Source organism: cyanobacterium endosymbiont of Epithemia turgida isolate EtSB Lake Yunoko (assembly GCF_000829235.1).
In the GTDB taxonomy this organism is placed as follows: domain Bacteria; phylum Cyanobacteriota; class Cyanobacteriia; order Cyanobacteriales; family Microcystaceae; genus Rippkaea.
In genome coordinates, this window is record NZ_AP012549.1 from 1,364,928 (window position 1) to 1,379,243 (window position 14,316).

The 14,316-nt window shown below is 28.2% G+C and carries 5 protein-coding genes and 1 tRNA gene; 3 read left to right on the forward strand and 3 right to left on the reverse strand.

Annotation, left to right across the window (positions count from 1 at the left end; translation table 11 throughout):
* Positions 1–892: 892 nt before the first annotated feature.
* Entirely contained in the window at positions 893–2,023 is a 1,131-nt protein-coding gene (locus ETSB_RS04225; RefSeq protein ID WP_044106496.1) for a CO2 hydration protein, read from the reverse strand.
* 142 nt (positions 2,024–2,165) lie between these two features.
* Between ETSB_RS04225 and trmH the strand changes: the two genes are divergently transcribed.
* Complete coding sequence (gene trmH / locus ETSB_RS04230) at positions 2,166–2,834, forward strand: tRNA (guanosine(18)-2'-O)-methyltransferase TrmH (RefSeq protein ID WP_044106497.1); 669 nt, start codon at positions 2,166–2,168, stop codon at positions 2,832–2,834.
* A gap of 2,755 nt (positions 2,835–5,589) precedes the next feature.
* Here the strand turns inward: trmH and selD are convergent.
* Together selD and ETSB_RS04240 are read right to left on the reverse strand one after the other, a co-directional pair.
* The gene (gene selD, locus ETSB_RS04235; RefSeq protein WP_408643688.1) at positions 5,590–7,866 is read right to left on the reverse strand and encodes a selenide, water dikinase SelD; all 2,277 of its coding nucleotides are present in this window, start codon (positions 7,864–7,866) and stop codon (positions 5,590–5,592) included.
* A 1,144-nt stretch (positions 7,867–9,010) separates the two neighbouring features.
* Positions 9,011–9,469 carry a DUF2141 domain-containing protein gene (locus ETSB_RS04240; protein WP_044106500.1) on the reverse strand — a complete coding sequence of 153 codons (459 nt, stop codon included), beginning with the start codon at positions 9,467–9,469 and terminating at the stop codon, positions 9,011–9,013.
* A gap of 3,480 nt (positions 9,470–12,949) precedes the next feature.
* Between ETSB_RS04240 and ETSB_RS04245 the strand changes: the two genes are divergently transcribed.
* Positions 12,950–13,897 (forward strand): TIGR04168 family protein, encoded by a 948-nt coding sequence (locus tag ETSB_RS04245; protein ID WP_044106502.1) that lies wholly within the window; start codon positions 12,950–12,952, stop codon positions 13,895–13,897.
* A gap of 126 nt (positions 13,898–14,023) precedes the next feature.
* Positions 14,024–14,108 (forward strand) — tRNA-Ser (locus ETSB_RS04250).
* The last annotated feature ends 208 nt before the right edge of the window (positions 14,109–14,316 follow it).

Genomic DNA, 14,316 nt, shown 5'->3' on the forward strand with positions numbered 1-14,316 from the left:
ATAGAGAAAGGGTAATATTTAAGGTCGCGCTGTTTTCAGTCAAAAAGAGACTTTAAGCTAACTTCCGCCTTTTATCAGTAGCCACGTTCCAGGTAATTCCATACATTCAGGTAGAAAAGTAATTGAGGTTTCGTAGTTTTCCAAACTCGGAGAAAGACTTTCTATCTTAAGTTATGAGGCATTTCACTTCCACACAATGTTGATAGCGCCAGTACAGTTGTCGGAACAGAATAGAATTACCTCACTGACACCGCAGCACTATGTCTTTGTCTTTTGTCTAAGTTTGGCTGTCTGCCAACATGATTGCGCCTTACTTCACCAGTCAATCCATTTACTTACACTGAGAAGTTATTTAAAAGTTCAATGAATGACGAAGAACAATGAATATCTGTCCAGCTTTTAAAAAGTTGTTATTCAAATGTCATGTTAATGCAGTTGTCTATATGTCTATCAAATTTATATTGGAGAGGAAAAGATAAATCAATAGTGGATAAACTGATGCAAGAAGATCAGTCAAGAAGTTTTTAACAATACCTTTTTGAAAAAGTCCCTTTTGCTTTAGCTTGCTGCAAATTTGATTGCGGTTTTATTAACTGTTATAGCTGTTATTTATTAAATACCTGCAGTAACGCACTAAGTCCAATTAATCCTAATTGCTTTGTGTCCTTTATTGTACTCTATCTCTCTTCCTATCTTATTAAACTTTATCAAAAATACAGTTTTTTTTATTTAAAATACTTTTTTACAAGATAGTGACTCATTAAAATATAAATTTTGAGATTAGTGAAAAATATATATTAATGGTGTAAGCAGTTAATAATTTAGGAAATTTACTTGTAGTCTTATCAAAAATAAAATCTTTGTTTTGCAAGTAAAATATTTAAGATCATAATTATTGATTAGTTATTAGTAAACGAGAGTCTAAAAATCTATCCATCCACATTTCTAAATAAGCACGATTAATTTTTCTCTGCTCAAATTTAGTTGTATTTAAAGAATAAGGAGCTAAGCTTTTAATAGCGGCTGTCATTACACAAAACATAGATTTCTGGAAAGTCTGACAAATTTTTACTAATAAGTCGTCTTCTTGACGAATACTTTTTTGGTAAAATTGATGAAGGTAGCTTGGTAGATAGTGTCTCATATCATGCATCAATAGAGTAGGTGGAATTCCTGCACATCCTATAGAGAGAGGATCAGCGTATAAAGCGCCATAAGTAAATAAACCTTGTTCTTGGGGAATTTGATAAGCTTGAGCGTTGTAAGAAACAGTTCCCAAAAAGGGAGTTCCTCGAAAAAAAATTGATTCTATATAAGGAACTGCTGTGTCATGTAAAAAAGTCAACCCAACAGATTTAGGAATAATATCGTAGCCTTTATTAAAAATAATAACTTGATAATAAATCGGTTTATTAGCATTTTTAACTAACCTATCTAAAATATGTTCAACTACTTGTGAAATTGAGTTAATTTCTTCTTTGTCATAACAATCAGAAAGAGACAAAAATATATCAGCCATGACTCGCCAAAATTGTCCTAAGCTACTATAGTAGGACATCATTCTTATCTGTTCAGGTAAAAATTCATGAAAAATCTTATCTAAAGCTAACATTAAAAAATTATTCTTAAATTTAGCTTTAATAACCTGTTTAGCAGTTTCTTTAAACTCTGGGGTATCTAAGTATTTATCTAGTCCTCCTCCCCCATGCCACATCATAGACTTCATACAATATTCAGCATACTCAAAATTAATACGGTCATGACACCAATGGTCCAATAATTTTGGGAAGGAAACCTCACCATTGAAATTTTTAAAAAAAGGAAATATTATTAAAAATTGATTTTCAGCAATATAAATTAAATTACGGGAATAAGCATCTAATATCATTCCATAACTCTTTAAAATACCTACCACTTCAAGAACATTGTTAGGCGAGTTTTTTAGAAGTGCTTCCCCTTGTTCTAAACGATAGATATATTCAGCAAGAGGATGGCAAGAAGGCTTCAGTTGAATAGTAATCATAATATATTTATTAAGTTTTTGTTGAGGGTTTAATTTAATGATTGTAGAAAATTGATCGCCTGCTATAGTTCTACACGAAAGGATTTATATCCCCCACCTTGTGTGTTAATTTACCAATACTGATGGTACACATTGCTATATAATGGAGGATGTGATTCCCAAACGCTACCATCGATTAAAACAAGTTCTAAACCGACGGCAACCGGATTTAACCGTCCTGACTGAGGACGTCCATAAACCTCATAATCTATCTGCAATTATACGCACCTGCGACGCTGTAGGAATCTTCGAAGTTCATAGTGTTAATGTTAAGGCAGAATTACCTACTTTCTCTCAGGTATCTCAGGGCAGCGAAAAATGGATTTTTCTGAATACCCATCCTGATACTAGAACAGCAATAAGTTACCTTAAAAACCAAAAATTTAGGGTCTATGCAGCTCATTTTAGTTCCAAATCCTTAGACTATCGTCAGATAGATTATACTAAACCTAGTGCCATCATTTTTGGAGCAGAAAAATGGGGCGTTACTAAAGAAGCAGCTCAATTAGCCGACGAACATATTGTTATTCCCATGTTGGGAATGGTGCAATCTCTCAATGTGTCTGTAGCTGCTGCAGTGATTTTATTTGAAGCGCAACGTCAACGGTTAGCAGCAAACATATATGATAATACTCGCCTAGAGTCTGAAATATATGATCAAGTTTTATTTGAATGGGGCTATGCTGAAATAGCACGAGTTTGCCGCGAACAAGGAATATCTTATCCCATTTTGGGAGAGAATGGAGAAATAAAAGAAGGCTTTTCTAAGTAGTTCTACATCAATAAACGATTCTATTTTAAGAACTACTAAGGAGTCATCTAAACTGTCAACTCATGCTGATAAACTCGAAAAGTTGCCTAAAATAATAGGCTTAAATAAAACTTAAAACTAATAGAAACGTCAGTTGGTGTATGTTTTACACTAGGTTTTTACCTGGTTGAATAAGATTTAGATTTTTCTGTTTAGTTTTAACTTAGTCAACTTTTTCAGGTTTCTAGTTTTTAACCAGAAATCTTCCCACTTATAAACTATTTTTTTCTAAGCGTGATTAGATAGAAATGATACAAACTATCGCCGATTCATGTTTATCTTCGAACACGAATCGGCTAATTTATCTTCTTTTATTTTTTGCCATCCATTTTCAACTATTGGAAATAAAAATATAACTATCATTTTTAAAACTAGTCTATATTAGAGCTATCTTTTTATTTCTAATAAATTAGATATATATATTTTTTTATGGATATGTTTATTTTTTTTCTTTTTTTAAAAAAAGTGATAGCTTGCCAAGGATTAAAGTCTAATTTATCTAGATATTGTAAATATTTTTTTATAGCCAACTTTATATTAAATTAAAAACTAACAAAAGTCTAAGTACTTTGTTAAACAACATGATACTAGAACTAGAATTAAAATAGACATTTTATGAAGAAATAATATTACTTAACAGAATATAAATTTTCCTTATTAAAAATTAGAAAACCCTAGCTTAAGTTTTAAATACCTAGAGTAAATAGCTAAATAAAAAGTATTTTATCTATATAAAGTTGAATTTAATGATAGAGAGAATTATTTATATAGTCTTAGAGCAGTAAGATTCTATGCTCTAAAATTTAAAAAGAAGAAAGAAAAAAGAAAGAAATAATTAGATTAGTGCTTTAAAAGAAAGAAAGATTTTTTCTACTTTCACTGTTGATGAGAGTTGTAATGAAGATCTATTTAAAGTTTAGTTATCTCAAAATTTAATTTATTAGTTGGAACTAGAAAATATCATTATTTTAGATAATGCCATTTATTATGAATGAGCAACCATTAAAGAAATACTAGAAAACCCTGGATGTGAACTATGGTATCTACCACCTAACTTTTTAGATTAAAACAAAATTTATAATTGGTATTTTTTTGTAAAAACTTAGTTTAAATAAATATTAACCAAATTTAAAATAGTTAGATAATATGTGGACGCTTCTTTCGAAAAGTATCCTAAGGCTTTTAGACCCTGCAATACCAATATATCACCTTTCAAAAATAATTATAATTACTAAAATCAATCATAGTATAAATTTTTTACTATTTTTATAAATTCTTAAATCAAGATTTTAACTTCTAGTGTTATTGACTAAAGCGTTATGTATTTTCCATAAATTATAGCGACTGTTTTTATTTAAATAAATTAAAATTAAGAAGTAAAAAATATTAGTTTTACTAATAAATAAAGTCTTATTCAAAAGATATTATTAGTAATAATATCTTTTGAATAAGACTAATTAATCAACGCAGTAACTAGCAGAACATTTTTAAGTAAATTAAAGTTTTGTTAGTTATCTTCTTGACAGTCATGAAGTAATAACAATATTATATTATATTATGATTATTTCCTTATGGACAAAAAAACTTTCCTTGATTGTGACAGAATAGGTTCATATCATATAATAATTTATAAAATAAAAGAATAATTACACTCTACAAGCACTAGGCATTCGTATACACAAAAAATAAGTTTTACAGTTTATCTTTGCACCATTTATCGCTTGATCCACAAAATTAACTTAATCCAAAAATAAATTATTTCTTATAATGTTTACATATTCAGACCTAAATTTTTTTAACAAAATTATTGTTTTACTGAAAAAAGTCAAATGTCATATAAATAACAATATTTATTCCGTTATTTTTTCGTAAATATTAAGTTTTAAATAATAAATAAATTAATAATTTTTTTGATTGTATTTAAATAATAAAAATAATGGTATAGTAGTTGCTGAAAAAATATATCATCAGGAATAATTAACTGACTAGTAAAATAAAATAATCAGATAGTTGACAGATGTTATATAAAAAAAATTTATATTTTTCTTTGTTTTTTCTGATTTTAGCTAAAATAAAACCTATTAATAAAAAATAAAAGATATTTATAAACTCAGGAATTTTCTGATTACATGGACTTTAATAAAACGCTTTTTTGGCAATTTATTAAAGACATAATTGCCTAGTTTATTCACTACAAGGAAGAAAATAGATCTTTTTTTGTACTCAACTTTTTTCTTACTCTCTCATTAATTTTTTAAACTTTTTATTAAATACAAAGATATAGAAATACTTGTTGTTAATGATATTTGCTAATAGACAGCGTACTTTTAAGAGAGTATTTAATACAGGCACACCTAGGAATATTGTTATCACCCACAATATGAATTTAATAGTGGTAATTACTGGAAAACTAAACCCTCTTAAAATAGACAGTATTTAGGAATATTTATGTTAAGTATAGAATGTTTGTAAAATTTAAGTAAGATAATTAATTGTTGAAAATCTAAAAATTTTTATTATCCTCTAAATAGGGTTTAAAAACTTGAAATATTGAGACTAAATATACCGTTATTATTAAGTAATATGCTATTTAAATTAGAGCTAAATGTTAATTATAATTAAGTTATGTAATTTATTTAATTTTATTTTTTGTTAATTTTTTCTAAATCAAAAAAAATCCGACATTTTCTAAATAGTAAACATAAAAACTACTATACTAGTTAATTATAATAAAAGGTTGAGCTACAGCTACATTCTTTTCTAAAACTTTACCTATAATACAGCTATCTTTAAATCCTGACTGAATTAGCTTTAATAAGCATGTATCAGCTTTATTTGAAGGAATTGAGGCAAGCAATCCTCCAGAAGTTTGAGGATCAAATAGTAGGGGGAATTTATTTTTCTTTTTAACTTCTTCTCGGTTAAGAATATAATTACTTGTCTGTAAATTCTGCAGGTATAACGAGCTAGTAATTCCCTGTTTTGTGGTTTGTAGTGCTCCTTCCAAGATAATAATATTTTCTAAGTCTAAACTAACCGATATTTTAGAAGCTTTAATCATTTCTACTAAATGTCCTAGCAACCCAAACCCAGTGACATCTGTACATGCTGTCGCTTCAAATTCTAAGAAAATCTTTGCTGCTTGTTGATTCGATAGTAACATGGATTCGACAGCATTATCGATCCATCTTCCTTTAGCTTGATAATTCATATCAGCTGCAAATAAAGTTCCCGTTCCAATTCCTTTAGTTAAAATCAGTTGATCTCCTGAATTCATCCCACTTTTCTTTAAAAGATTACTTGAAGAAATAAAGCCATTACAGGATAACCCTAATGCTAGTTCTGAGGATTCTATCGTATGACCACCAATTAAAACAACTTGAGATTGATTTAAAATTTTAATAACTCCAGAAAGCAATTGATATAGGCTTTCTTCTAGTTTATTTTCTAACCCATAAGGAAGTGTAACGATTGCTAAAACACTATGAGGAGTTGCGCCCATGGCGAAAATATCACTTAGACAATGATTAGAAGTAATTTGTCCAAATATAAAAGGATCGTTAATTATACTTGGAAAAAAATCGATAGTTTGCACTAATAAATTTTGATTTTTTAAAATTATTATCGCTGCATCATCTGGATTATTTAGTCCAACTAAAATGTCGTTATTTTGCTTAATTTCTAAACGATTTAAAACTTTATCCAAAATAGAATATCCCACTTTTGATCCACAGCCAGCACAAGGTATTAAATTTTTTGCGTTTGTTTTTAAATCTAAACTATCAATGGTAATAATTTGATTTTTATTCATTGAAGAAATTTTTTGAAATTGCTGCATAAATTGTCGATCAATATAATTCTTCCAATACCATAAAATAGAAGATTCCCAACCCAAATGACCCCAAGAGGCTATCGCTCTTTTATCTCCTGTTCCAATTAGACTTAAAAAATATTTTTGAGGTTGATAAGATATTAAAGGTTCTTCTAAAATTATTTTCTGTAAGTTTTTAAATAAAGGCTTTCCTTGTCGAACTGCAAAAACCCCCGCTTTTGGATAGGAAGTATTCTGAATTGTAGCAATATCGCCGGCTGCAAAAATATTGGCATGGGAAATAGATTGTAAGTTGTTGTTAACTATGATAAATCCTTTATTATCAGTTTTTAATCCAGAATCTTTTATCCAACTAGGTGCTGATGCTTGAGTTACCCAGAAAACAAAATTACAGTCAACAGCTAAACCTGTATCACAATAAACTCGATAACTATTAGAATTATTGGATATTACTTTTATTACCCTTTCATTAAGAAATAGTTGTATTTTTTTTTGTTGTAATACAATCTTTGATCTTTTGCTAACCCAATAATTATGACTATTTAGTAAAATTTCCCCTGGATGAAATAGATAAATTTTTATATTAGATAAAGACTGGTTATATTTTTGTAAAATTCTAGTCAAACGACTGTGTATATTTAAAGCTAATTCAACTCCTCCTGCGCCGCCACCAACAATGCTTATAGAATATTGTTGGTGGGGCTCATTAATAACCATTTCAATCAATGCATTCCAAACTGTTAAAAACCTGGAAATAGGTTTAGCAGTAATCGCATATTGAGAAGCACCAGGAATATTAACTGTTTCTGGAGTACTTCCAATATTAATAGATAAGTAATCAAAGTCTACTGGAGGATAATTATCACAAATTACTTTGTTATTAATTAGATCTAAATTAATCGCTTGATCAAGATAAAGTTGAGCTTGAGAAAATCGAGCAAGACGACGCAGATCGATATGAATGTCATCAAAACTATAGAAACCAGCTAGATAACCTGGTAACATTCCTGAATAAGGGGTGTGGGAGGTATCTGTAATTAAAGTGAGTCGTACTCCAGGAATTGGATTCATGCCCCATAATTTTAGTGTTATTGCATGGCTGTATCCTCCCCCAATTAGTACTAAATCATGGATAATTGGACTCGGTTTTGATTGCATCATTTTATTTTAGACCAAAAATAATCTACAGAAAAAATTTTATTGCCATACCTATTTAACTTATCTCATTTTTTTCCAAAAAGACAATACCTAGCATTTATTAGATACTAAGTAAATAAACTTAAATAAGTTTACAAAGAGCAATTACTAGATACTAGCTTGTATAAACATTTAGCTAATATAATTAAAAGAGTAAAAACTATGAAAGCAGACTCACGACCTAGAAATTTCTTCTAGAACCAGAACAAAAATAAAGATATTATATTTAAATACAAGAGGATGAAAAATGAAGAAAATACTGAATTTAGCAAGCCAATCAGAAAACCAATTATAGGGGGGTTTTTAAAAAAAAAGAACTTGGAACATAGAGAATATAAGATATTTTGAAGGGCACTCAGAAAAAGATTAAATAGTTTATGAGAGTCGATAATTATCAAGAATTTTAAACAGGAAAAAAGAGTTAAATTAAATTGTTTAAAAATTTATTTAACATTTAAAATATAGATATATATAATTAATAATATAGAATTTAAATTTATTTAAAAATAAAATACCTAAAATAATTAGATTTTTATCTATAAATTTTAGTAAAAAATGTTTATATAAAAATCATGATATAAAATTACTTTTTATATTCTATAAAACAGAAAAATAACTAAATATGATAAGAATATATAAAAAAAATTAGTTATATTTAAAGTATTCATTAGTCTAAAGAAGAAGATATTCCCGATTATTTTAGATAAAGATCTGGATAAAGTTTAAAAATACGGCAAAGATAAATGTATAAATACGGTAATTATTCTTGATACTAATTTAGTATATATAAATAGTCTAGTTTTAAAAGAAATAAAACAATAAAAAAATAAACATAATATATGATATTATACCTGTTTTATTTGTCAACTTATACTTAAAAATTTAATTTAATCCAAGGTAAACGGTATACAAGAAACACTGATTAAATATCTACAAGTATGTTTTATGAATATGATTTAGTTAAGACATCTAAAGAAAATGACATAAGTTAAACTTTGATTACTTAAATATAGAGACACAAGATTGTTTATAACAACTCTTATACTAGTGAGTTATATTTTAAATCTAAATTATATAATTATCATAAAAATTTTAAAATAAGTAATGACTATAAAACGGATTGTAATTTAATTTGAATATTTATATTTTTTCCAACTACCATAATAGCCGATTCACTAAACTTAGGAGGACCGCTTTTAATTATTGGATTGCTAGAAAATCCAAATTTTTCTGTGGGAATTCCTAGAACATTCCGATTTAGTTTACTATCTTCATTCTGGTCTAAAAAAACTGCCACAGCATAGGTTTTTGGAGGTAAATTATTGAATGTAACCCGCATAGGATTATTGGTTATTTTTACACATTCACTTTTAATTGCATATTTCTTATTATCTGGAAAACCTTGCCTGCTTGAAAATAGACTTAAACAAAGCTGTCCGCGACGTTCACCTAATCCAGTGATTTCAATTGTGAGATCGCTCATTAAATTGGCATTTGCAGAGCCAAAAACACCTAATATTCCTACTAAAGATAGTAATCTATAACTTATTTTATATCTACACTTCATTATGGTTTCCTCTAAAAAGATATTGTTTTATTTGATTTGAATACAATCGTTAGTTGTAGACTTCTATAGTGATTGTTTAAGAGAGTTATTTTGTTGCTATATTTTATTATAATTTGAGTATTAATTGTCTCTTATTTAACACCTTATTAAATATAACATATTTATAAAAATCATGAATTTTTTAAACAAAAAACATAATCTATTTATTACTGGATCTCGAAAATATAAATATTAATTTTTATTAAAATAACATATTTTATGGTATATAATTACTTTTGCCGATCTAATAAAGATTAATTAAAAATTAAAGTTTAATTTTTAAACTAATTTAATCAAAAAATATAAAATCTTTAAACAAGTCGAAATATGTATTTTTAGATCTTACTAAAGAGAATATACAAAAAAAATATATATTTTTTGTATATAGTTTTTAACTATGAATTTTTTATCTTAAGTTCGTTAAAACTAAACTTTATAAAAAAATGATAAGCATGCTCAAAAAACGATTTAGCTCTACTTAGTTAGAACAAATATTCTTATTGCAGACTGATGTATTTTGATAGACATATTGTGCTGTTGACTAAAAAGAATGATGGCAAAAGTTATTCCAAAATATTTAATCGTAATAAAACACCTTATTTTAAAACTTTAATCAACAGTATTTTTTCCTTAAAATTAATAAATATTTAATTGAACTTAATCTAATTAATAAAATACCTGAAAACAATTAGTAATATATGATGTTACTAACAGTTAATTAAAAATAATTTATTGTAGTAGCTTGTAACTATTATGAGTTAAATTTTTATTAAATATATGGAATAATTTATTTTTATGTATAAATAAATCTGGTTAATTTATTGAGTCTATAAATCATGATTTATCTCCTAGATTAGTTATGTTTAAAACAATAATTAAAATATACAAGCGTTACTTTTTCAAGTTTTATTGGAATTATAGAAATTTAAATTCCACAACCTTTAAGCTTTGAGCCTAAAAAATATTGTTATAATAAAAATATTGTTAATTATTGATTAATATTTTATTGGTTTTAGTATGCAATAGCTGAGCTAAGATTTTTTAAATGGTAGAAATTAATTTAAATTACAAAAAATCAATGATTAAGGCAGCTAATCGTCAATTATCTTAGTATTTTTCCTGAAATCAGAAATAACTAATATTCAACCCTATTTAGAAATATATGAAAGGAAACTCTTGGGAGTCTCGCCATGTTTCGATCCCAAGAGCTTTTGTCTTTCATTCTTACTTTTCACATACACCTGTGTTGACACAAGTTTTTTGTTAAAGTTCCTATGAAAGTGACAGTTTATTTATTATCACTGGTTAACAGAGAACGTTCACAATAGAAACCGTACTGTAACGAGTACATTTAGCCATAATTAAACTTTGCCTTTTTAAGTAGAATATAAAACTTATTAATTTGTTGATAATCTATGATCTATTTTTATATCAAAACTTAGATCTGACAATATCAATCTATGATTTTAAATCTCATAAGAGCTATGCTCCATATACTTAATCAACTATGATATTGATAATTATTACAATTACAGCCTTAAAAAGTAGAGTTGATAAAACAACGATTATATTAATGAATTGATACTGATCACAGTTATTATACCCTAATTTTATTACGGCAAGGCAAACTTCTCTTTTATATAATTTTCCAAGCGAGCTTAATCAATATTATCCGTAAATATCTTCTCTTCATATTATTAATCATTAAAACGCGAATTAGACCTGAACCAGAATAATTTAAAAATCTTGCTGATGATGATAAGAGTAATTTGTTGTACTTTATCCACAACTTACAATCATATTGTATTAATATGCTACCTTTAAAGCTGTTTAGCGGTTACAATACCTTGATACTAGTCTTTACATTTTCCTTGCCAAAGTTGATGTTGAAATTAAAAATAAAAGAAGAGTAAAAGCATTTATAAAAATACTTAATTTATCATATTTAAAACTAAAATATTTTTCTTAGTAGCTGTTAAATTTAATTTTTTATAAGGAGTGATAATCAAAAATAATTCTAAATTTTAAAATAAAATTTACTTAACTAGTTTATAAGGAAGTAATATAAAGGATTATGTTATAACTCTATTTTATTAGAACCCAAATTAGGTTGATTTTTAACGTTGTAGATTTTAGATAGGTACCTAACCTGACGATTATAAAAAACAGGTTAAGTTGATTAACTAAAAAATTTTAATATTTAAATTAACTTTAAAATTGTGGCTATTCTAGCCTAGCTGTAACGGAATTATAAGCAAATATGAATTTGATAAATTTTAAAAACACTGTTTTCATTCTTAATACATTCAGTTAAAATCTGACGAGGTTAACGATTATCTGAAACAGTAACGAAAACCGATTAAGACCACAATAATTATTATGAAACGGCAGGAAGCGAGCCTAAACTAAATGTATATTTACTTCCTTTCTAAAAAGTTACTATATTCTTCCTGTAAATACGTAAATTTAAATATTGGGCTAAATTTTTACTAACTAATCACTAATAATTACAGTTTGGGCTATTAACCTAACTATTAGACATCTGAAGATACGCATAAAAACGCATCCTGAATTTATTCTGAAAACGAGAAAATTACAATTTTGAATATTGCCTATCAGCAGAGGCTATGTCTGCAACTCTTAAAACTTATTGTGAAACTTAAATATTAGCTATTTTGATAAAATTATTAGTTCTTATTTGTGTTAGCGACTAAAATTATTTATAATTATCGACATAAGTAATATTAGAATGAATAATATATTTCTGTTTTAAAAGTAAGCACTAATGGCTAAGTTAGTAAAAATCAACTAATTTTTATATTTTCTCAAGGCATAATCTCGGACTGACTGGCAAACACTTAGTGTACATAAATTACCTCATTTTGCTATTTATCTGACTAAAAACTTAATATCCATACCTTGAAAAGAGCATTGATTGAATCTTTATTAATGCCTCTGTTCGGCTAAATTAATCTAGACAAACTTTCAAGCTTTGTAAAAGTCTCTTGTGAGTCGGTTGATTTTTTTAAAACCCTCATTATATTTTCCGATTATTAATAATTAAAATATACTAAAAAAGTATTTTATTCTCTATTGTATTTAGCAGTAATTGCAATAAAAATTTTTATAAATAAAAAGAAAGAGTAATCTAAATTCTTGAATTTTGGGGTTTTGTCTCTGCCATTATTATAATATGCTAATTTTTAATAGTTTAATAGTGATAAGGATGTCAATATAAGTAGACAGACTACAAATTTAAGTGATAAGATCACTTAAAGATCAAGTTAATAACACTCTTAGATTATACTCCCTATGTATGTTATGATGAGCGAGTAAGTAATAAAATCTAAGTTACAAAGCCTCCAGGGTAAGTTAGAGTTAAAAGCTATAACTATTACCAAATTTAATTGAGGAATTGAATTGAGTCCTTGTCAAATTAGTATGGCTAACTATTCTAAGCAGGAAGTTACCATTGCCGTGGTCGGTGATATTCACGGTCAGTGGGAAGAGGATGATAATCTTGCTTTAAAAAATTTAGGAGTTGATCTTGTCCTCTTTGTTGGAGATTTTGGGGATGAGGCAGTTTCTACTGTTCGTTTAGTTGCTGACCTCACTCTTCCTAAAGCCGCTATTATGGGTAACCATGATGCCTGGTACACTGCCTCAGACTGGGGGCGCGAACAATGTCCTTATGATCGAACTAGAGAAGATTGGCTACAGGCACAACTCGATTTATTAGGAACAACCCATGTGGGTTATGCTAAGTTAGATTTTGTGAAATTAAACCTCTCGGTGGTGGGGAGTCGCCCCTATAGTTGGGGTGGCTCTAAATGGAGAAACAAAGACTTTTTACGTGCTCGTTACGGTGTCACTAGTTTTGCAGAGTCTACTGCTAAAATTGTCGCTGCAGCCAAACAGGCAAAATACAATACTGTGATTCTTTTGGGACATAATGGACCAACAGGATTAGGAGAAGAACCTGGGGCAATCTGTGGACGTGATTGGAACCCCCTGGGAGGTGATCATGGTGACCCTGATTTAGCAGAGGCTATCACTGAAGTTCACGCTTTGGGTAAGCACATTCCCTTCGTGACCTTCGGGCATATGCACCATCGATTACGATATACAAATTCTCGACTCAGAATTCAAGTTGAACATAATTCAACAAAGACAATCTATTTGAATGCTGCTAGTGTTCCCCGCCACATAAAAAAAGATAAAGTTAAACTACGCAATTTTTCATTAGTTTTTTTGAATCAAGGAGAAGTTAGAGAAATATCTTTAGTTTGGGTTAATTCTGATGGGATAATTTCTTCTCAAGAATGTTTGTATCGTCGTCAAGATACTATTGCCCCAAGTACAGCCTTCCTGAATACCCAACTTTTTTAACCAATCCACTAATCTTATCTATGTCTAGTACTCATGTGTGGAGCTTTTTCCCGAAGATTTGTAAAGTCTTATTAATCATGTGTTAGTCTAACAATTTTTGATAGAATCGAAGATGCTTGTATTATTGGAGAGGTGGCAGAGTGGTCGAATGCGCCCGACTTGAAATCGGGTTTGGGTCAAACCAACGTGGGTTCAAATCCCACCCTCTCCGTTATGGGATTAATTGTTAAGAAGTTTATGAGTCAACACAAAGTTTTAAAGTTGAGAAGTCACTTTGACTTTGAGCGATAATAATCGGCTAGAGTGGTAGACGATAGCTTATGGAGGCTCTCTGTGTATTATGACATTTTCATCCCTGTTCATTAGAGAACTTCCTCTGTTTTCCTTCGTAGAAATAGGTTTATTTTTTAAGTCGCCCC

What these genes read in the sequence shown, in the direction of transcription:
- ETSB_RS04225 (WP_044106496.1), bottom strand. Translation starts at nt 2,023, where the DNA reads ATGATTACTATTCAACTGAAGCCTTCTTGCCATCCTCTTGCTGAATAT.
- selD (WP_408643688.1), bottom strand. Translation starts at nt 7,866, where the DNA reads ATGATGCAATCAAAACCGAGTCCAATTATCCATGATTTAGTACTAATT.
- ETSB_RS04240 (WP_044106500.1), bottom strand. Translation starts at nt 9,469, where the DNA reads ATGAAGTGTAGATATAAAATAAGTTATAGATTACTATCTTTAGTAGGA.
- ETSB_RS04245 (WP_044106502.1), top strand. Translation starts at nt 12,950, where the DNA reads ATGGCTAACTATTCTAAGCAGGAAGTTACCATTGCCGTGGTCGGTGAT.
- trmH (WP_044106497.1), top strand. Translation starts at nt 2,166, where the DNA reads ATGGAGGATGTGATTCCCAAACGCTACCATCGATTAAAACAAGTTCTA.